The sequence below is a fragment of the Rummeliibacillus sp. POC4 genome (genome assembly GCF_003576525.1).
Taxonomy (GTDB): Bacteria; Bacillota; Bacilli; order Bacillales_A; family Planococcaceae; genus Rummeliibacillus.
Genome location: NZ_QWUA01000005.1, coordinates 78,152 through 100,371, shown reverse-complemented (window position 1 = coordinate 100,371; position 22,220 = coordinate 78,152). Strand labels below are relative to the sequence as shown.

Sequence of the window (22,220 nt, the reverse complement as noted above, 5' to 3'; positions counted from 1 at the left end):
ATGGAGAATAACAGAAAAGAACAGGAACGGGCGGAATTACACCGCACGATATGGAATATGGCAAATGATCTAAGAGGCAGTGTAGATGGATGGGACTTTAAGCAATATGTTCTAGGTATGCTGTTTTACCGCTACATATCTGAAAATATTACTGCCTATATTAACGCCGGAGAATGGGAAGCTGGCAATACGGAATTTGATTATGCCAAGCTATCCGACGAAGAAGCAGAACAGGCACGAGAGGATTTAGTTAAGACAAAAGGCTTCTTTATCTTACCCAGCGAGCTTTTTGAAAATGTCCGAGCTCGTGCAAAGGACGATGAAAACTTAAATGAAACACTAGAGCAGATTTTCAGTAATATAGAAGCATCTGCCCAAGGAACAGAGAGTGAAGACAATTTCAAAGGTCTGTTTGATGATATTGATGTTAACAGCAATAAGCTAGGTAACACTGTAGTAAAGCGTAATGAAAAGCTGGTTAAGCTAATGAATTCTGTTGGAGAAATGAAGCTGGGAGATTACAAAGACAATACCATAGATGCATTCGGTGATGCTTATGAATTTTTAATGGGTATGTATGCATCCAATGCAGGAAAAAGTGGTGGTGAATACTATACTCCGCAGGAGATTTCTGAACTCCTTACCCACTTAACATTAGTAGGAAAAACTGAAGTCAACAAGGTATATGACCCCGCTTGCGGTTCTGGCTCTCTACTGCTAAAGTTTGCAAAAATCTTAGGAAAAGAAAATGTACGTCAAGGTTTCTTCGGTCAAGAAATCAACATTACAACCTACAACCTGTGCAGAATTAATATGTTCCTGCACGATATTGATTATGACAAATTTGATATTGCCCTTGGTGACACGCTAACAGATCCGCAACATTGGGATGATGAGCCTTTTGAAGCCATTGTATCAAATCCACCTTACTCCATTAAATGGAAGGGCGACAATGATCCTATTTTGATTAACGATCCCCGTTTTTCTCCAGCGGGAGTATTGGCTCCTAAATCCAAGGCAGACCTTGCTTTTATTATGCATAGTCTCTCATGGCTTGCAACAAACGGAACAGCGGCTATTGTATGTTTCCCCGGTGTAATGTACCGCGGAGGCGCTGAAAAGAAAATCAGACAATACCTAATTGACAATAACTATATCGACTGTATCATTCAGTTACCAGATAACTTGTTCTATGGTACCAGCATTGCTACCTGCATTATGGTGCTGAAGAAGTCCAAATCAGAAAATAGTACATTATTTATCGATGCATCAAAGGAATTTGTCAAGGTTACGAATAACAACAAACTAACACAGGAAAATATTGAGACCATTCTTAACGCATTCAAAGATAGAAAAGATATTGAGCATTTTGCTAGGCTTGTGCCAAACAGCGAAATTGCTGAAGAGGATTATAACCTGTCTGTTTCAACATATGTGGAACAAGAGGATACGAGAGAAAAGATTGATATTGTTGCCCTCAATGCTGAGATAGAAAAGATTGTGGCGAGAGAGCAGATTTTGAGGGAAGAAATAGATAAGATTATTGCGGAAATTGAGGTGGGCAAATGAGTAGGTTAGATGAATTGATTGCTGAACTTTGTCCAGATGGAGTGGAGTTTGTAACAGTGGAAGAAATTTGTGACATTACACGTGGGAGAGTAATGTCCAAAAACTATCTAAGAGAAAATACTGGTGCTTATCCCGTTTATTCATCACAAACAGCAAATAACGGCATTTTTGGCTACATAAATACTTTTGACTATGACTGCGAATCGGTAACATGGACAACAGATGGAGCAAACGCTGGTTCTGTTTTTTATCATATTAACGAAAAATTTAGTATAACAAATATTTGTGGATTATTAAGGGTTAAAAATAATGAACTGGTAAGTACTAAGTTTCTATTTTATGTTTTGCAAGTATATGCAAAAAAATATGTTAATGATGGTATGGGTAACCCAAAATTGATGAGCAACGTCATGGCAAGGATTTCTGTTCCCCTTCCCCCTCTGCCTGTGCAGCAGGAAATTGTCCGTATTCTGGACAATTTCACAGAGCTTACAACAGAGCTTACAACAGAGCTTACAGCAAGAAGAAAACAGTATGAGTATTATAGGGATTTGCTGCTTACGTTTGGCGATGATGTGCCAAGACTTGCTATAAGTGATCTTTTAATACGTACAAAGGGAACAAATATAACAGCACAAAAAATGAGACAATTACATAAAGAGAATGGTGAAGTACGAATATTTGCTGGTGGTAAAACTTATGCGGATGTTGATTTTAAAGATATCCCAAAAAAAGATATTAATTTTAACCCTTCTATAATTGTTAAGTCACGTGGAATTATTGAATTTGAGTATTATGATAAGCCATTTAGCCATAAAAATGAATTCTGGTCATATTATAGTGAAAATAAAAATGTCAATATTAAATTTGTATACTATTATCTTTCAAGAAATGTGAACTATTTTCAACGTATAGCTAATAATATGCAAATGCCACAAATATCAATTCCTGTAACAGATAAATATAAAGTTCCCCTCCCTCCTATAAAAGAGCAGGAACGCATCGTTAGCATCCTTGATCGCTTTGACGCTCTCTGCAACGACTTAACCAGAGGCATTCCGGCCGAAATCGAAGCACGTCAAAAGCAATATGAATATTACAGGGATAAACTGTTATCTTTCAGGGAGGTGAAGGCATGAGTATATACAATATCGTTGCAAGTACTGACGAAGCAACGGTTGTTGCTGAATATGCAGCTGAATATAATGTCAGACCTGAAAAGTATCAGAGCGAGGCAGAACTTGAGCGGGAGTTTATCAGCCAGCTGACTTCCCAAGGATATGAATATATTTCAGTGCACAATGAAGCTTCATTGATAGAAAATCTCCGAAAACAACTTGAACTGCTTAATGACTTCACTTTTACTGATAGCGAATGGGATAGATTTTTCACAGAATGTATTGCCAATACAAATGAGGGTATTGTTGAAAAAACTAGAAAGATTCAAGATGACCATATACAGGTTCTAAAACGTGAAGATGGAACAACAAAGAACGTGTATCTTTTGGATAAAAAGAATATCCATAACAATCGCCTGCAGGTTATTAATCAATACGAAGAAGCAGGCGGCAAGCATGAAACTCGATATGATGTAACAATCCTTGTAAATGGACTTCCACTAGTTCATGTGGAGTTAAAGCGTCGTGGTGTTGCTATCCGTGAAGCCTTCAACCAGATAAAACGATACCAACGTGACAGTTTTTGGGCGGCTTCTGGTTTATTTGAGTATGTGCAAATATTTGTAATCTCCAATGGCACACATACAAAGTATTATAGTAACACCACAAGAAATGCTCATATCAAGGAGCAAAGCAGCAGTGAACGTCGAAGAAGCAAAAAAACAAGCAACAGCTTTGAGTTTACCAGCTTTTGGGCAGATGCAAATAACAAAATTATTCCTGACCTTGTGGACTTTACTAAAACATTTTTTGCCAAGCATACCCTCTTAAATATACTAACAAAATATTGTATTTTTACATCTGAAGACCTGCTTCTTGTAATGCGACCATATCAAATTGCTGCTGCAGAACGTATATTATCACGTATTGTAGTATCAACCAACTACAAGAAGATGGGCACAACTGCAGCTGGAGGATATATTTGGCATACAACAGGCTCTGGTAAGACATTGACCAGTTTTAAGACAGCCCAATTAGCTTCTGCCCTGCCTTACATAGATAAGGTACTGTTCGTTGTTGACCGTAAAGATCTGGATTATCAGACCATGAAAGAATATGACCGTTTTGAAAAGGGAGCTGCTAATGGTAATACGTCCACAAGAGTTCTTCAAAGACAATTGGAAGACAGGGATGAAAAAGGAAATCCTCATGAATACAAAATCATTGTAACCACTATTCAGAAGTTGGATATATTTATCCGTAAAAACAAACAGCATGATATTTATAAGAAACACGTGGTGCTGATTTTTGATGAGTGCCACCGTTCCCAATTTGGTGAAATGCATCAAGCTATTACGAAGAGCTTTAAGAACTACCATATCTTCGGCTTTACGGGAACTCCGATTTTTGCTGCTAATGCTAGTTCAGGAGGCAACCCACTGCTTCGTACAACCGAGCAGGCCTTTGGAGAAAAGCTACATACCTATACCATTGTGGATGCCATCAATGATGGGAATGTTCTGCCTTTTAGAATAGATTTTATTAATACCATCAAAATGCCTGATTACGTTAATGATAAAAAAGTCTATAGCATAGATAGAGAAAAAGCCTTAGCAGATCCACAGCGAATCAGTGAAATTGTTTCTTACGTTCTTGAACACTTTGATCAGAAGACGAAGCGCAATAGTTATTACACATTCTCTGCGAAATGGGAAGAAGCAGATAAGCACAACCCTAAAAAGATGATAGAAAAGCGTGAACCAAGGCGAGTTGCCGGTTTCAACTCCATATTTGCTGCTGCATCCATCCCGATGGCAATCAGATACTATAATGAGTTTAAGAAGCAGATAGCGGAAAAGAACCGTAACCTTACCATTGCAACTATTTTCAGTTTTAGTGCAAATGAGGAGGAGCCAGATGGATTGCTTCCTGAAGAGGATTTTAATATGGAAAACCTTGACCAGAGCTCTAGAGATTTTCTTGAGGCGGCTATCCGAGATTACAATTCCACATTTAGCACAAATTACGATACTTCCTCGGATAAGTTCCAGAATTATTATAAAGACCTCTCTCTTCGCGTAAAGAATCGGGAGATTGATATATTGATTGTTGTCAATATGTTCCTGACAGGCTTTGATGCAACAACCCTGAATACACTATGGGTAGACAAAAATCTGCGGCAGCATGGACTGATTCAGGCTTTTTCAAGAACTAACCGCATCTTAAACAGCGTTAAGACCTATGGTAATATCGTTTGCTTTAGAGATTTGAAAGAAGAAACAGACAAAGCTATTGCACTATTCGGCAATAAGGATGCTGGCGGTATTGTACTGTTAAAAACATACGAAGAATACTATAACGGCTATGATGATAAAGGTGAGTATAAGCCGGGCTATGCTGAACTGATTGCAACTCTTACAACACAGTATCCCCTTGGCCAACCTATTCTTGGAGAAGAAGCAGAAAAAGACTTTATCCGGTTATATGGAGCAATACTCAGGCTCAGAAATATTCTAACTTCCTTCGATGACTTTGAAGGAAACGAGATTTTATCTGAAAGGGATTTTCAGGACTATCAGAGCATTTATATTGACCTGTATCAGGAATATAGAAAAGGAGCTGATGGTGATAAGGAGACTATTAATGATGACATAGTTTTCGAGATTGAACTGGTCAAACAGATAGAGGTAAATATTGACTACATCCTTATGCTTGTAGCCAAATATCAACAATCCAACTGTAAGGATAAAACCATTCTTACGACCATTGATAAGGCTATCAATTCGAGTATTGAACTTCGAAGTAAGAAAGAACTTATCGAGCGTTTTATTGAGCAAGTCAATGTATCGACCAAAGTGGATGAGGATTGGCGTAAATTCCTCCATGAGCGTAAGGAAGCGGATATTACAGCAATTATAGAAGAAGAAAGATTAAAGCCTGAAGAAACCCGCCGATTCATCGACAATGCTTTCCGAGACGGAATGCTTAAAACAACCGGTACAGCTATAGATAAAATCATGCCACCTGTATCTCGCTTTGGCGGAGGCAGGGCTGCGAAAAAGCAAGGAATTATCGAAAAACTAATGATATTCTTTGAGAAGTATTTAGGGTTGGTGTAGTCTATACCGTATGATAAAGGAGCATTTTGAATGGGAAAGATTATTGAACATGATTTACTTCCGAAACAAAAACCAAGAAAAAGCAACTTAAAAGTAAAAGTTGATTTATACAATTATGCAACTGAGCTATATAATGAATTATCAAAAATTGGTATTATTCAGCGCCTAAAAGATACCCCTCAGCTTGGTGTTATTAGAGTTCCCAAAAATCTAAGGAAATCTCGATTTGACTATACTGTATTACAATTATATTTTCATCAGCTAATAAAGAAAAATTTACAGACCAAGCTCGAGCTAACATATAATAACCCTGTGAAGGGTAAGGAATTTGGGGATAATATGCAATATATATCAGAAAAAGAAAATCCAACTGTGGGGGATATGTTGCAAATCCTTACAATTGCTTATAATCTAGGACATTTTTATAATACCTTTACTGCTTCGCGAGCAGTTGTAATGCTTGCAGAGGAAAATGTGGATTTTAGAAATAAACTATTGAATAGTTCTAATAGCCATCGATTTAGAGTAGCTGCAGAGTCTTTATTGAGTGAGCAAAATTATCATAGGCTACATTTATTGAATTCATTACTTGTCCTTGAACGTTGTGATCAGAGCAAACAATCTGTCATATTGGCACAGGAACTTATATATGCATATCTTAATGAAAACTCAATTAGTGATAGTAGTAAACTGCATTTTATATTTAAAGTTTTTCGCTCTGTTCGCAATGTTTCCTATATCGCTTATGACTTACAAATTGCAAATATGCCCATTACAATTGACTTGTGCAATAAAGAAGCGGTTCTTATCCTATTTCATGAGTTATTATCAATTTATAATGATCAATTACCTGCAAATCGATTAATTACTTCTATTGGGAAAATGCTTGATGACACAGTTTATAATGAGAATTCAAACGCTATTTGCTACTATAGAATATCACGAAAAATCGTCAATACTTTATCTAAAGATGAGAGTATTAAGTATAAAGAATACTATTCTGATTTTTGGTTATGTTCAAAAAGCATTTTTAATAAACAACATCGCCAAACACGTGATTATTCACCAGATGCTATTCTGAAATTAACATTTACTGCTGAGGACAAAAAATTATCACAAGGATTGTTGTTGGAATTGGAACGTATAAATAACTCAAGAGTAGGATACTACGATCGAAATTCTGGAGAACGAACAATACTTGTTTCAATAAAAAAGAATTGCCAGAATAAAGCTCTTACATCGTTTAGAGTATTAAAATCTACAATTAAATATTTGCGCCGAGTTGCGCACCCATCAAATGCAGACATACGATATTTACTCGCCAGTAAATTTTTTCTCTATTATTTATTTGGCGAAAATCCAGTCGTAATTAAAGCAACAGTTGACCCTGAAATTTGTGTGTTATGCACACGAGGTAAGAGGCAACGCACTGCTGAAATTAAATCCCTTTTAGCAAAAGGGAATGGAAATACCGATGAACGTCATGAAGTGGAATTTATGCTTGACTGTCTAATACAAGATGACATTAATGATACGAGTATTACAATACCTTCAAGCATATTAATTTATCAAAAAGATTTGCCTGGAAAGAAATTAAGTGAATTTGATGGGATGGTTATTCATCCAATGAGAAAGTCAGAACAAATTATGTTACTAGAAGCAAAAAACACTGATAGCAATCCTTCGTATGCTAAAAAATGCTTATCAGATAAACTTGATAAACTGAATTTTGACTACAACAAAAATGCTATTAAAATTCATAACTATGATGCCTTGCTCAAGGTATCCATTTAGAAATGATAATCGATCAAAAAGACCAGCCGCTTCAAGCATTCATGCCTGATTGTGGCTGGTCTTTTACTTTTGCCCCGCTTGAAGCTGTTCACTTTAGTTTTTTCTTCAATCCCTAAGTGAACGCTTCTTTAAGAAGCCCTTTTTCATCTTAAAATATATAATTATTATTTCACTATAAAAATTACTGTAGGAACAAAAGATAAAGCGAAGAATAATGCATACCAGCATGAAACTCTTTTTAATGAGAAGGAGCGTCTTTTTTTCTCAGCATAAAAGGCATCAAAGAAAATAGCGCATACCATTGGAATGCTCATACATGCAATGGCTACTAAAAGTATATCAGTATAATTCATTTGGCATCCCCCTTTACATCTGCTTTTAAATGTGACAATTTTATGTCATTATCATACAGCACTTGGACACAAAATGTCAACATTTTATTCACATTTTGGACAAATTTGTTCAAATCATTCCCAATAGTGTAAAGGTTAAGCCATTATTTATAGCTAAGATGTAAAATCAATCAATTCCTTATTGAATTTCTTACGTTCCTCCCAAAAGAGTCCATGACCACTATACTCAAATGGGATAAGCTTTGACCCCTTAATCTTGTCATTTAAAATTTCCGCTTGTGAAAAGGGAATTACTTTATCATGGACTCCATGAACGATTAATGTAGGAACTGTTATCATAGAGAGTTCGGTATCAAATTTCTCATCTCTTAACGTTTTAATAATTGCAGCTGTAGACCAACTCGCCGCATCTAGACCCATTTGGAAAAACCAATCCGAAAAAGGCTTCGTGATATATTGGAAGAAGAATGTGTCTGTGATCTCTCTCATCATATTTGGTCGATCATTATAAGTTTCCGTTAGAAACTTTCTAGCTGTTTCTGATGTAAAACCAGTTGGAGCAGCCGCATCTATAAGAACAAGTTTTGACACTCCATATTCCTTATATCTTGTCATGTAACGAAGAGCTATTGCTCCACCAGTAGAATGCCCCACTAAAATAATATGATCTAGCTGAAGTGTAGATATAACCATAGCAATATCATCTGCTAATCTATTAAAATCATATCCTTCCAACGGCTTATCCGATTGACCAAAACCTCTCCAATCGATTCCTATACAACGAAATCCCATTGAAGGAAGAACATTAAATTGATACTCGAATTGTTTATAATTTAACGGCCATCCGTGCAAAAATACAATTGTCTTATCACCTGTTGGATTAATATCTTCTATATATAGTTTGATATCCGTTTCAACAGTTACAAAATACCCCAACCTATTCCACCGTCCTTCTTTTGTTTCTTCCATACTTTATTCATAAATGATGAACATGGTGAATAAGCATTTAACGCTTCAATCTTTTCAATAAAAAAAGCTATCCAGACGTTTCTGGATAACTTTTTTATAGTTAATTGGTTACTCTTTATAAAATTTATAAATTAGTTTCAACTAAACCTGTGAAATCTGGTTTTTCCTTTAGGAATTTTAAGTCATAAGAAGATTGACCAAATTTTTGAATTACATCTTCATCAACATCAGAAGTAAAAGTAATATTACTCATAGCCTTTTTAACAATCTCTTGATCCATATCTTGTTTTGTAAGATCCTTGATTGACTTAATGGCTATTTTTTGTGCTTCATCTGGATTATTGTTGATAAAATCTACTGCTTCTTTTTCAGCTTTAGCAATTCCTTGAGCAATTTCTTTATTATCTTTGATCAATTTATCACTTGTTACTAATACTGTATTAGGTAGTGTTTTACCATAAGCAATTTTATCTGTACTAATAATAACTTTTGCCCCGTTTTTAACAAGAATTGAGGCCCATGGTTCTGGAACCGCAGCTAAGTCTACTTTGCCTGTTTCAAACATTCCTTGATAATTTGCAGGATTTCCTGTGACATGTTTTAATGTTCCACCGATACGAGATGAAGTTAACTTTTTAATAGCTTGATCTTCTAAAGATGTTTCGAATTGTACATCATGCGTACAACCAATTCCTGGTGTGATAAATGTTTTACCAGCTACATCTGATAAATTATCTATGCCGCTTTTTTTACTTGCTACAACAACCGTTCCCCCTACAGATGCACCCCCGATAATTTTTACGTCAGCTCCGCTGAAATAATTATTAATAACAGGACCAGGTCCAACCAGACCCGCGTCAATATCTCCAGATTTTAAAGCAGTCATAAAAGTACCGCCATCAGGGAATGTACGATATTCAACATCCACTTTATCTCCAAGTGCTTTTTCGTAAAAACCTTTTTCACGCGCTACCATGGCTGGTGCATGATCGATATTTGGAAAATAGCCGATAACAACTTTTTCTTTTGTACTTTTCCCATCATTACTTGCCTTTTCATCAGAATTACTTCCACAAGCAGCAAGAACTCCAATCACCAATAGTAAAGTTAGAGACAATATCCATTTTTTCATTTCTTTCATTCCTTTCTTTTATGCTTGTTGCTCGAGTCCCCATTTATCCATGACCCGTTGCTCTATTTTTTGGAATATCAATACATCTACAATTACACCAATCACACCAATGACAACCATAATTGCTATAACCATATCCATTCTTCCAAAATCAGAAGCGTATTTTAATGTGTAACCAAGTCCGGGACCGGCACTTAACAATTCACCTGCCATCAATGCTCGCCATGCAAAAGCCCAAGCAAGTCGAGCGCCAGTTACAGCATAAGGAATAGATGCGGGTAAAATTACTCTAATAAATAAGCTCACCCCTCCTACTCCCATAGTCTGAGCAGCTTTTATATAGAGCGGTGTGACATTTTTAATACCTGTTCTCATATTCACTGTCATCACAATGGCTGCTCCAAGTACAATAATGAAAATAACTGATTTTTCATTTAATCCAAACCACATGATTGCTAAAGGAAGCCACACAATACTCGGAATACTTTGTAAAGCAATGATTAATGATCCTAAAGTTTCGTCAGCTGTTTTGACTTTTGCAAGAAATATCCCTAGTAAAACGCCTATAAGTAGAGCAACAATAAGGCCAATTACTAGTCTAGTAAAACTTGCACCTAAATCTTTTAAAAGAGATCCATCATTAATACTTTCTTTTAAACTCGATAATACATCCATTGGCGAAGGTAAAATAACTGCAGGAATCTCAAATAATTTAATCGCCAATTCCCAAATTACGAAAATCAATAGATAAAAAATAATTCTTTTAATGGCTAGCTTCATATTGTAATTCCTCTTCTACGACTTTATCAATCTCAGCTTTCAATAATTCCATAATCATTTGTTCATATTGAACCATCTCTTCCAGATGCCTATCTCGTGGTCTTTCAATATCAACATGAATATCTTTTAAAATAGTTCCAGGATGTGTCCCCATTACAATAATTCGATCAGACAACTTTACAGCCTCTTGAATGCTATGTGTCACAAATAAGACTGTTTTTTTCGTTTCTAACCAAATATTTTCTAACACATCATGTAATCGAGTTCTAGTTTGTTCATCAAGTGCCCCAAATGGTTCATCCATCAGTAATACTCTGGGGTTCATAGCAAGTGCCCTTGCAATAGAAACCCTTTGCTGCATACCACCAGAGAGTTCATGTGGAGAATGTTTTGCATATGGACTTAACTGAACGAGCTTTAAATACTTTTGTGCAACTACCTTTGCTTCTTTTTTGCTCATTTCCTTGCGAAAAGGAAACATAACATTCTCTTCGACTGACAACCACGGAAACAATGCTGCTTGCTGAAACACCATACCGCGATCCTTCCCAGGCTTCGTTATTCTTTTGCTATCTAGGAAGACATCTCCTGAGCTTGGGGAAAGTAATCCTGCAACAATATTAAGCAAAGTAGATTTTCCACATCCAGAAGGGCCTAAAAGTGAGATAAACTCCCCTTCCTCAACTTTCAAGTTAATATCTTGTAATACTTGTTCCTTGTTTCCACGGTTTTCAAAGCTCTTTTGAACATCTTGTATATTAAGAAACATGAGTATCTACACCTTCTCCTCATCATCCTTATAATTCATAGTTATATAATAGGAATTATAAATTTAATTATATATTCAGCTTTTAAAATGTCAATCAATTTTTCAGAATTATTTTATTATAAAATTTTTCCTGTTTGATTTATTCTTAGGGTCAGCTATAATAAAATCATTACAAACCAACTATTCTTATATAAATCATAGATTATATATGAATAATGCTCGTAGGCAGGAATATATCTTTGAAAAATAATTACCTATTGAAATGGATTTAAAAAATGGAAGGTGACAATAATGAAATACTACAATTCAATCATTGATCTAATCGGTAAAACACCGATTGTAAAATTAAACAAAATACCAGATTCAAACGGTGCGAATGTCTTTATAAAATTAGAATCTTTTAACCCTGGAGGAAGTGTAAAAGACCGTGCAGCTTTGAACATGATTGAACAAGCTGAAAAAGAGGGAAAACTAATTCCAGGTAAAAGTACGATTATCGAGCCAACGTCTGGAAATACAGGGATTGGCCTAGCTATGGTATGCGCAACTAGAGGATATCGTTGCATTATTACAATGCCAGATAATGCTACTAAAGAACGTATCAAAATTATGAAAGCATATGGAGCTGAAGTTCATCTAACACCATCTGCATTACGTATGCAAGGTTCAATCGATGAAGCAAAACGAATTGCAAAAGATATACCAAACCATTTTATCCCGATGCAATTTGAAAACCCTGCTAATGCTGATGCTCACCGCGGAACAACAGCGGTAGAAATTTTAGACACTTTTGATGGGCAATTAGATGCATTCGTATTAACTGCCGGTACTGGCGGTACTGTAACAGGTACTGGTGAAGAGTTAAAAAAACATATCCCAAATTTAAAAATCTATGTAGTTGAGCCAGCAGGATCTCCTGTACTATCTGGCGGTGAACCAGGACCACATAAAATTCCAGGTACAGGTCCTGGATTTATCCCTTCAATCTTAAATAGAAATATTTATGATGAGATTCTTCATATTGAAGATGATGATGCACAAGTAATGGCACGTCGACTTGCTGCTGAGGAAGGGATCTTTGTCGGAGCATCTGGTGCTGCTTCTGCACATATGGCAATCCAAGTAGCAAAGAACCTTCCTTCAACTGCAAATGTTTTATGTTTAGCTCCAGATACAGGTGAGCGTTACCTTTCATCTGATTTATTTGCAGAATAACAACAAAACTTACACTAAAAAGCCTAGTCCAACATAGACTAGGCTTTTTAATATTATTTAGCTATATAAAACATCTGATGGAGATAGAGTTCCCCCTTTCTTTTTACAATCATTTAGCCTTTCAGAGGCTCAAAACTTCCCTCCTTTTAGAGTTATACACTTCTTGACTCTACCAATTTGGTTAAGTAATATTGTTCCTCCCTTGCCATATGATCTGCCATCGACGCAGTGAACGTCCCTAACACTTCAGCACTTAACTCCAATTCTTCTAATTCGAGCAAGAAACTCTTAAACAACTTCATCTCTACATCGACATCATCATTAAATCTGTTTAATGCAGGAAATGTTTGAAGATTCGTACGCAAGTAACCAGTAAGTTCTAATGCTTTAAGGTAAAATTGATCAAAATGTTGTGTAAACGTATGACTCTTTTCTTTTAGCCTTTTTTCCACCCCATCCAAATTATCATTAATTGTACCCGCATGACCTGAGGCATCATTCAACCACAATAAATGGTGATGCAATTCATGAAAAATTGGTGGTACTTCGCCTTTTCTTAAATAATTTAATACATTCTGATACTCTTCCAATTCATTTACCATGTGATTGATAAATGTAGGAGGTAGATGAATACCTATTTTTCCTACAAGTTGCCTTCTAATAATGGATAATTTAAATTGCTTAAGTTCTTCTACCGTTTCAGTAACTTTTTCAGCAAAGGATATAGCGTTCGTTTCGTCCAATAAACTTACTTCTTTATGAAGTTTGTTAAAACTATCTGCAAACGACTGCGCCTTTTCAATATCCTCCTTTTCTGAAATTGGGTACAATGAATCTCGAATAAATTGGCCATGATTCATCAAGATTTCAAGCCAAAAAAGATGTTCAAATTTTGCACTTTTTAAGTAATCTTCTTGCAAACAGCTTACATCTCCTTTTTCGAGTCATCACTAAAATGTATTCAACTATGGATTGTCCTATTAGAAACTTTTAAAAAATAAAAATGTGCAGGACAATGTACAAAAATCGCGTACAAGTCTGTATATTATTTAAGATCAAAAAAAATCCAACGAAAAATGAGTTTCGTTGGATCTCTTTGTTATAAAAATGTCACTATAGAACTTCAGCCAATCTTCTGATACCCTCTTCAATTGTTTCTGGCTCTGAGTTTGTATAATTAAGTCGTAGTGTACTTGCACCTTTCACATTCGTATAGAATGGATCCCCTGGTACAAACGCAACTTTATTTTTAACAGCACGATTAAAGACTTCTACGGATGAAACACCTTCTCCAAGATCAACCCAAAGGAACATGCCACCCTCTGGTTTTGTAAAAGTAACATGAGCAGGTAAATATTTTTCCATAGCGGAGATCATTGCATTACATTGTTTCTTATAAAGCTCTGTAATTTGGCTAATATGTTTTTCGTAATCATTATTCGCTAAATAGTCATAAATCGCATATTGTGAAATGACATTTGTATGCAAATCTGAAGCTTGTTTTGCTGCGATTAAATGTCCCATTAGTTCTTTATTGGTTGTACATAGATACCCAACTCGCATACCAGGTGATAATGTTTTAGAGAAAGAGCCAAATAATACACTATTATCAGATTTACCACCAGCAATATATGGTAAGGATTCCCCTTCAAAACGAAGTTCGCCGTAAGGATCATCTTCGATTAAAATCGTATTTGTTCTTTTGATGATTTCATAGATTGCTTCTCGTTTCTCTTTTGAATATGTTAAGCCTGTAGGGTTTTGGAAATTAGGAACCATATATAATAATTTTACATCATCATTTTTTAACGTTTCCTCTAATTCTTCTAAATTTAAACCATCATCTTCAAGACTAATTGGCAAGAATTGTGGTTCGAAAAGCGAAAATGTTTGAATAGCAGCAAGATAACATGGACTTTCTACAGCCACTTTATCACCTTGGTTGATCAATACTTTCCCCATTAAATCTAAACCTTGTTGTGAACCTGTTGTGATTAAAATATCATCAGCCGTTACATCCATATCGAATCTTTTTTTATAACGGTCTGCAATCCATTGACGTAAAGGCAAATATCCTTGAGTACCAGAGTATTGGAATACTTTTTCACCAGATGTTTGCAGTACACGATTCATAGATTCCTGAAATTCTGCTATCGGGAAAGAAATTGGATTAGGTAACCCTCCTGCGAAAGATATAATATCTTTTGCTTCAGTTAATCTCATAACTTCTGCAATAAATGAGCTATCTGTTTTTAACATTCTATCAGAAAAAATTTGTACCATAATCCATTCTCCTTCTTTGCTACATTCATATATTTTATAATATATCAAATCACAAATTATTAGGAATTGTCAATATTATTAAGAAAATTTAGGTAAATTAAAATCTTATACGTAAATGAAAACGCTGAGAATTAGCATAGATCTCTCTATTTAAAATCATTTCTTATAAGTTTCTACTATATTATAGATAGAATTGCTATTTTGGTTTATTCGAATATCTTTCGCCTCATTTTCACATTATTTAACAAGATCAATATATCAAAAAAGCTATTGTATTTTACTATCAAATGATGTTATAGTTTTATTAACCTAGTAGTTTGCTAACACACTAGTGAACTAAAGCGGAAAATTTACAATAATATAAGGTGGTTTTATATATGAAACGTTTTGCGATCATAACTATGTTCGTAGTGTCTATATTAGGCATTTTAGCTGGATGCTCCTCTAACAACTCTGCATCAAAAGACGACAAAACTTTAGTTATTGGTGTTGATGATTCTTTTGCTCCAATGGGATTCCGCGATAAGGATAATAATATCGTTGGCTTTGACATTGACTATGCAAAAGCAGCAGCTAAAGAAATGGGTTACAAAGTAAAGATTCAACCTATTGAATGGAAAACAAAAGAATCCGAATTAAGTAGTGGTCGAATTGATTTAATTTGGAACGGATATACTATAACAGATGACCGTAAGAAAAAAGTTAACTTTACTAAACCTTACTTAAAAAATGCTCAAGTAGTTGTAACACTTGCAGATTCAAAACTTTCAAAGTTAAATGATTTAAATGGTAAAGTAGTTGGTTTACAAGCTCAATCTTCAGCAGCTGATGCACTAAACGCAAATGCTATTAAATCTAAATTAAAGAATATCAGTGAGTATTCTGATAATGTTATGGCACTAAATGATTTAAAAAATGGACGTACAGATGCTGTAGTAATTGATGAAGTTGTCATTGATTATTACATGTCAAAAGAAAAAGGCACTTTCAAAATTCTTGATGAATCTTTAGCACCTGAAGAATATGGCGTTGGTGTTAAAAAAGGTAATGAAGAATTACTAAACAAATTGCAAAAAGCACTTGATAAGATGAATGAAGACGGCAAAGCAGCTGAAATTTCTAAAAAATGGTTTGGCGAAAATAAAGTATTAAAGTAAAATAAGTAACAGACAAAATCGGGTTTCCTTTTTTGGAAACCTGTTTTGTTTTTAATATGTAGGATTGAAATTCCATTTTCTTTTAAATTATCGTGATTGATAAGTAAATGGTGAATTTCATTAGGAGGAACGCTTGTATGAGCTTTGACTATTTCATTTCGATTCTTAAGCCGATGCTCCAAGGATCTCAAATGACTATACTATTATTTATAATTGCCATTGTATTGTCTATACCTTTTGGTTTTTTATTGACATTGGCAGTAAAGAGTAGTTTTAAACCACTGTCCTGGTTAGCACAAGCCTATATTTATGTAATGCGTGGGACACCACTTTTACTACAATTATTGATCATCTGTTTTGGACTACCTATGATTCCTGGAATTGGTCAGTATCTAGTATTAGATCGTTTTACTGCAGCATGCATTGGATTCATCCTTAACTATGCTGCTTACTTTGCGGAAATTTTCCGTGGTGGTCTACTAGCGATTGATAAAGGACAATATGAAGCAGCACAAGTGCTTGGACTAAACAAATTCCAAACAACTACTCGTGTTATTCTTCCACAAATGTTCCGAATCGCTATTCCATCTTTGGCAAACGAATCAGTAACATTAGTAAAAGATACAGCATTATTATATGCCGTGGCTGTTCCTGAACTACTACACTATGCAGAAACTGCAGTAAACCGCGACTTCACGATTTTCCCATTCTTTGTTGCAGGTGCTATCTATTTAATCATGACACTTGTTCTTACACTAATCTTTAAATGGATTGAACGTCGTTTTACATTTGAATAGAGAGGAGTGATCGATTTGGCTATTATTGAAGTATCCAAACTAAAAAAATCATTTGGTAAACTAGATGTATTAAAACAAATTACTTTTGATGTAAACAAAAATGATGTTGTAGCAGTTATCGGTCCCTCTGGATCTGGTAAAAGTACGATGCTTAGAAGTCTTGTTCATCTTGAAGATATTAATGGCGGAAGTATTGCGGTTGCGGGCGACTATCTTGTGAAGGACGGTATTTATGGGAAACCACAAGAGATTAAACAAGTGACATCTAAAATGGGAATGGTTTTTCAACATTTTAATCTATTCCCCCATCTCACTGTCAAAGATAATCTCGAAATGGCTCCTCGTCTTTTAAAAAAGGAATCGTCCAAAGAAATTAGTAATCGTAGTATGGAACTATTAGAAAAAGTTGGACTTGCTAACAAAGCTTCAGCATACCCTGCTAATCTTTCAGGTGGTCAAAAACAACGTGTTGCGATAGCACGAGCACTTATGATGGATCCTGAAATTATGTTATTCGATGAACCAACTTCGGCACTTGACCCTGAGTTAACAGGAGAAGTACTACAAGTTATGAAGGATTTAGCAGAAGAACATATGACAATGATTGTTGTCACACATGAAATGGGATTTGCTAGAGAGGTTGCCAACCGTGTTCTATTTATGGACAATGGTGAAATTCTTGAATCTGGAACGCCTCAAGAATTGTTCGACAACCCTAAATTTGAACGTACAAAAGCTTTCTTAAATCGTAGCTTGAAATAATCTATTTTCAAGGACATGTCAAAAAGGGATAGCCCATAAGTTTTCGACTTATGCGGCTATCCCTTTTCCTATTTATCAAAAGAATTGAAGAAAAAATCTTATTTCTATGGTCTTACTACTAGAACATCACATTTTGCTGAACGAACAATCCCTGTAGTAACACTACCGATTAAAAATCTTTCCACTGCATTAAGACCAGTAGCACCACAAATTATTAAATCAGCTTCTACTTGTTTCGCAATATCTTTTGTTATTGCTGATTTTGGAGAACCATATTCTACGACAATATTGATATTTTCTAAACCTTCAGCTTTCGCATTCTTATAACTTTCTAATAAGTTTGTAGCAAATTCTTCGGCACGTTTCTTTTCTTCTGTAAAATTATATGCTTCAAGCGCTGAATATACACGGGAATCAATGACATTTACTAAATGTAGTGTTGCATTGTTTCGCTTTGCAATTTCAACCCCTCTTTTGAAAGCTGCTTCAGCTTCTTTAGAACCATCAATACCAACAATAATATTTTTATAATTTAATGTCATAACTTTATACCTCCCTTTAATAAGTAAATTATATCATTCCAACATTTACAGAAGTTGGTCCTAATTTGTGAACATTAGGTTTACAATTATTACAATTTAAATATATTTTTTCAATAATGTTAAGAATATTTCAATTTATATCTATCTTTTGAATCAGAAATAAACTATAATGGTATTTATTAACATAAAGAAACTCTAATAATATAGTAGTTTCTAATAGGAGGAATTTTGTGAAATCGATATCAAAAAAATTCGTAGCTGCTAGTTTGACCTGTGCACTAGCCATTACACCGATCAGTAGTATATCAGCTTCCGCTAAAACAGGTTCTGCTTCAACAATACTTCAAAAGCTTGGAGAGCAAGATCAAAGTTCAAACAAAAGAACAGCCAATTATAGTGAAGACACTCTTATTATCAAATATTCAAGCCCCTTGACTCAAACAGAACACCAAAAAGCTGGAGGTACTGTTTTAAAACAAATTTCCGGTTTAAAATATGTAGCTATTAAGGTTAAAAACAAGAAAAAACTTCAAAAAACTATCCAAAACTATCAAAAGAATAAGAAAGTTGTTTCTGTTGGTCTAAGTCCAAAATACAAACTAACCGGTACAGTAGATCCAAAAGTAAGTGAGCAATATATGCATAGCATACTAAAAACTTCAAATGCTCAAAAACTTGCTGGTAAACATCAAGTAAAAGTAGCTGTAATTGATACTGGACTTGATAAAAAACATCCTGAGATTAAAAGTTCTATTATTAAAAGTACAAATATTATCGATCCGATGAATCCTACTACCCCAGATACTCATGGAACTCATGTTGCTGGCATTATTGCAGGTAAAAAAGATAACGGCATTGGTGGTTACGGAGTAGATCCGGCAGCGAAAATTCTTTCATTAGACGTATTTGGCGGTGATGCTTGGACTTTTGATTATACAATTGCGAATGCTATCTTAGAAGCGGTCAATCAAGGTGCGGATGTCATTAACATGAGCTTAGGTGGATCATTCCCTTCAGAGGTTTTAAAAGAAGCTGTCGATAAAGCTATTAGCAAAGGTGTTATTATCGTGGCAGCAGCTGGTAATGACGCATCTGATATGGATTTCTACCCAGCTAAATATGAGGGAGTAATAAGTGTAGGTTCTATTAATAAGGATAAAAAACTAAGTTATTATTCAAATTATGGTCCTGCAACCGATGTAGTTGCACCTGGTGAAGATGTATATTCTTCTTATTACGATACGAAAAAAGGATCTACTTTTACAAAGTTAAGTGGAACATCTATGGCATCTCCTGTTGTGGCTGGTACTGTCGCTTTACTATTATCAAAGCATCCAAATTTAAAACCTGCAGAGGTCGAATATATTCTTGAAAAGACGGCAACTGATTTAGGTGAAAAGGGTTTTGATAATAAGTATGGTAATGGTTTAGTAAATCCTGTTGCCGCACTAAAATTTGATGTCAAAAAGATTCCTTCTTTAGTAACTTCAACTTGGGGTGAAAAAGAAATATTAAATAATGCAGAAACAGTTGGATCCCCTGCAGAAGTCACACATAACTTCACTAAACCATCGGAGCAAAAATGGGTGAAACTTCCTGTTGAAAAAGGCCAATATATTCAAGCTTCTTTATCTGGGTCTTCAAAATATGACTACAAAATGAGCATTCAGTTCTTTGGTGACAGTCAACAACAAAAAACAGATGTCAATGATGTTACTGAAGGAAAAACGGAAGGAAAACTAATTCAAGCTCCATTTAGTGGAACCGTTGCAATTGGCATAAAAGATGTCAATGGTAGCTATGATGATTCAAGTGCAAAACAGTCCCATGCTACGCTAAAAGTTCAAAAGCTCGATCAATTACCTGATGATGAATCGACAATTAGCGAACCTATCGCTATCGAAAGTTTACCTTTTAGTAAAGATGGTCTCTATTTGACTGATGAAAAAGGTGATGAAGATTACTTCCACTTTACATCAAAAGATGCACAATTTATGAAGTTTAGCACAACAGGCATCCCAGGAGTTGATATTGGACTAGCTGTTTATGAAAAAGAACAATTATTCCCTCCAGTTACTGATGATAACGGGAATCCGCTCCCTTCTGGCGAAACTGAAGAAGTAAATCCAGAAGATGTGTCACCACTAAGTTCAAGCAATACAGGTGGATATGGGGCAAGCGAGACGGTAACATTCCAAACAGAGCCTAACAAAGAATATTATTTAAAAGTTACTAGCAAATCTTCTTTCGCAGATATGGATATTTTCCAATTATTCAGCGGATTTTATGGAAGTGAACCAAGACAATCAGCACTACCATATGGCGTAAACTTAGTTGGCAAAACAATTCCAGAAGATGAAGATAATTTTAGTGGTTACGAATCATCAGATGATGATTTAGTATCCGTTATCAATACGAATACAGGTTCAAAGATATCAATAATTTCAGCTTTAGAAAGTTTGGATGATTCTGATCTAATTAGCCAATTAGAAACAGTTGCATTACCGTATCAATTGGGTGGTTCAGCACAAGGATATCTACAAAATACAGAGGACCAAGACTGGTTCAAAGTAAATCTAACTACAAATGGTGTCTACAAGTTTAATATACCAACGCCTACTAGTAACATTCCATATGTTACATTATTTGAAGTAGTCAAGGATAAAGACGAAAATGGTAAAGAATATCAATTTCTTTCAACAGTAGCAACTAATGAGGATTGGTATTCATGGGATGAGTGGATTACAAACAATTTTATGGCTAGCCTAGAAAAAGATAAAACTTATTACATGTCCATTAGCCCTAACCCAGAAACAGGGCAAATCCCATACGATGGCTATCAAATTACGTCAAAACTTTTAGCTGAAAATCCTGGAGATAAATATGAAAATAATAATGGTCCAGAAAACGCGAAAGACTTCCCGAAAAATGGTGTAACAGCAAACTTTGGAACAACAAATGATGTAGACAGCTATTATTTCACTGCACCGCAAAGCGCTGTATACGGAGTAAAATTCTCTAGAACTACATTAACTTCAGCACTAAAAGCGAAGTATCCAAAAGAACTTTTAGCTCCATTCTATGGATATATTGAAATTTCAGAGGATGTTAACAATAACCGTAAACTAGATGAACAAGATATGGATCGTACTTCGTACATTTTGAATATGACAGAAGATGGTACAACTACAGGTTCCTTTGAAGCTAAAAAAGGAAAATCATATTTCGTTACGACTTATGCTTCTATTGATTCAATGGCAGGATTAACACTATGGCCATATCAATTAAAAATCAATGCAGTCAACAAAGTAGATGAAGACGCTAAATCTAAAATCACTAAAAACAAACCATCTAAGCCATTAAAACTAAAGAAAAATAGTAGTAAGTCTTACTCAGCTACTGGTTATTTCAATGCAGGTTATGAAAATGGTGATTCAGACTGGTACGTTTATAAATCTACAAAAACTAATCAAGTAACACTTTCGCTTGATGCAGGAAAAGAAATAGATGGTGTCATTGAAGTTTATCGTAATGGTAAAAGAGTGGCAAAATCTGATATCTACGAACAAGGAGATAAAGAAATCCTTAACTTAAAGATGAAAAAAGGAACTTACTATGTGAAAGTTCGAGACTCAAAAGGAAGAGCTTCTATTGATTCTTACAAATTATCTTTAAAACTTAAATAATCATTTAGAGAAGCCCCAAAAGCTCTATACGCTTTTGGGGCTTTTTTTGTTCTCCTATTTGAAATTGCTTCAATTTTAATCCCCCTTCTAAATCGATCTTACTTCTTAGTGATTTAGACAATCGAATTACAATGTAGTTTTCGTATAGGAAAAAGAATAGCTAGCTATACTAAAA

17 protein-coding genes are annotated in these 22,220 nt (G+C 35.0%); 9 read left to right on the top strand and 8 right to left on the bottom strand.

Annotation, left to right across the window (positions count from 1 at the left end):
• Genes D1606_RS02540 through D1606_RS02525 form a run of 4 tightly spaced genes read left to right on the top strand, consistent with a single transcriptional unit; the run spans position 1 to position 7,600 of the window.
• Positions 1–1,569, top strand: coding sequence for a type I restriction-modification system subunit M (locus tag D1606_RS02540; RefSeq protein ID WP_119414454.1), 1,569 nt, complete (start codon positions 1–3; stop codon positions 1,567–1,569).
• Entirely contained in the window at positions 1,566–2,708 is a 1,143-nt protein-coding gene (locus tag D1606_RS02535; RefSeq protein WP_119414453.1) for a restriction endonuclease subunit S, read from the top strand. Before D1606_RS02540 ends, D1606_RS02535 begins: the two co-directional genes overlap by 4 nt.
• Positions 2,705–5,806 (top strand): type I restriction endonuclease subunit R, encoded by a 3,102-nt coding sequence (locus D1606_RS02530; protein WP_119414452.1) that lies wholly within the window; start codon positions 2,705–2,707, stop codon positions 5,804–5,806. The genes D1606_RS02535 and D1606_RS02530 overlap by 4 nt, the downstream gene beginning before the upstream one ends.
• A gap of 30 nt (positions 5,807–5,836) precedes the next feature.
• Positions 5,837–7,600, top strand: coding sequence for a hypothetical protein (locus D1606_RS02525; RefSeq protein WP_119414451.1), 1,764 nt, complete (start codon positions 5,837–5,839; stop codon positions 7,598–7,600).
• A gap of 164 nt (positions 7,601–7,764) precedes the next feature.
• Here the strand turns inward: D1606_RS02525 and D1606_RS02520 are convergent, their stop codons facing one another.
• The 5 genes from D1606_RS02520 to D1606_RS02500 form a co-directional block, all read right to left on the bottom strand.
• Entirely contained in the window at positions 7,765–7,953 is a 189-nt protein-coding gene (locus D1606_RS02520) for a hypothetical protein (RefSeq protein WP_119414450.1), read from the bottom strand.
• 153 nt (positions 7,954–8,106) lie between these two features.
• Entirely contained in the window at positions 8,107–8,889 is a 783-nt protein-coding gene (locus tag D1606_RS02515; protein WP_119414449.1) for an alpha/beta fold hydrolase, read from the bottom strand.
• A 157-nt stretch (positions 8,890–9,046) separates the two neighbouring features.
• Complete coding sequence (locus D1606_RS02510; protein ID WP_119414448.1) at positions 9,047–10,054, bottom strand: ABC transporter substrate-binding protein; 1,008 nt, start codon at positions 10,052–10,054, stop codon at positions 9,047–9,049.
• An 18-nt stretch (positions 10,055–10,072) separates the two neighbouring features.
• Positions 10,073–10,834, bottom strand: a complete 762-nt coding sequence (locus tag D1606_RS02505) for an ABC transporter permease (RefSeq protein WP_119414447.1) — start codon at positions 10,832–10,834, stop codon at positions 10,073–10,075.
• Positions 10,818–11,603, bottom strand: coding sequence for an ABC transporter ATP-binding protein (locus D1606_RS02500; RefSeq protein WP_119414446.1), 786 nt, complete (start codon positions 11,601–11,603; stop codon positions 10,818–10,820). Before D1606_RS02500 ends, D1606_RS02505 begins: the two co-directional genes overlap by 17 nt.
• A 291-nt stretch (positions 11,604–11,894) precedes the next feature.
• Between D1606_RS02500 and cysK the strand changes: the two genes are divergently transcribed.
• Positions 11,895–12,818 carry a cysteine synthase A gene (gene cysK, locus D1606_RS02495; protein WP_119414445.1) on the top strand — a complete coding sequence of 308 codons (924 nt, stop codon included), beginning with the start codon at positions 11,895–11,897 and terminating at the stop codon, positions 12,816–12,818.
• Between the two features lie 152 nt (positions 12,819–12,970).
• On the opposite strand, the gene D1606_RS02490 is transcribed toward cysK, so the two are convergent.
• Entirely contained in the window at positions 12,971–13,678 is a 708-nt protein-coding gene (locus D1606_RS02490; RefSeq protein WP_369973732.1) for a DUF2935 domain-containing protein, read from the bottom strand.
• Between the two features lie 253 nt (positions 13,679–13,931).
• Complete coding sequence (locus tag D1606_RS02485) at positions 13,932–15,101, bottom strand: aminotransferase-like domain-containing protein (protein ID WP_119414443.1); 1,170 nt, start codon at positions 15,099–15,101, stop codon at positions 13,932–13,934.
• 377 nt (positions 15,102–15,478) lie between these two features.
• On the opposite strand from D1606_RS02485, the gene D1606_RS02480 reads away from it, so the two are divergent.
• The 3 genes from D1606_RS02480 (at position 15,479) to D1606_RS02470 (ending at position 17,817) form a co-directional block, all read left to right on the top strand.
• Entirely contained in the window at positions 15,479–16,258 is a 780-nt protein-coding gene (locus D1606_RS02480) for an amino acid ABC transporter substrate-binding protein (RefSeq protein WP_119414442.1), read from the top strand.
• A 137-nt stretch (positions 16,259–16,395) separates the two neighbouring features.
• Positions 16,396–17,055, top strand: a complete 660-nt coding sequence (locus D1606_RS02475) for an amino acid ABC transporter permease (protein WP_119414441.1) — start codon at positions 16,396–16,398, stop codon at positions 17,053–17,055.
• Positions 17,056–17,070: 15 nt separating this feature from the next.
• On the top strand, positions 17,071–17,817 hold the full coding sequence (locus D1606_RS02470; protein WP_119414440.1) for an amino acid ABC transporter ATP-binding protein: 747 nt from the start codon (positions 17,071–17,073) through the stop codon (positions 17,815–17,817).
• A gap of 104 nt (positions 17,818–17,921) precedes the next feature.
• Here the strand turns inward: D1606_RS02470 and D1606_RS02465 are convergent, their stop codons facing one another.
• Positions 17,922–18,359 carry a universal stress protein gene (locus tag D1606_RS02465; RefSeq protein ID WP_119414439.1) on the bottom strand — a complete coding sequence of 146 codons (438 nt, stop codon included), beginning with the start codon at positions 18,357–18,359 and terminating at the stop codon, positions 17,922–17,924.
• 230 nt (positions 18,360–18,589) lie between these two features.
• Between D1606_RS02465 and D1606_RS02460 the strand changes: the two genes are divergently transcribed.
• The gene (locus D1606_RS02460) at positions 18,590–22,045 is read left to right on the top strand and encodes a S8 family peptidase (RefSeq protein ID WP_119414438.1); all 3,456 of its coding nucleotides are present in this window, start codon (positions 18,590–18,592) and stop codon (positions 22,043–22,045) included.
• The last annotated feature ends 175 nt before the right edge of the window (positions 22,046–22,220 follow it).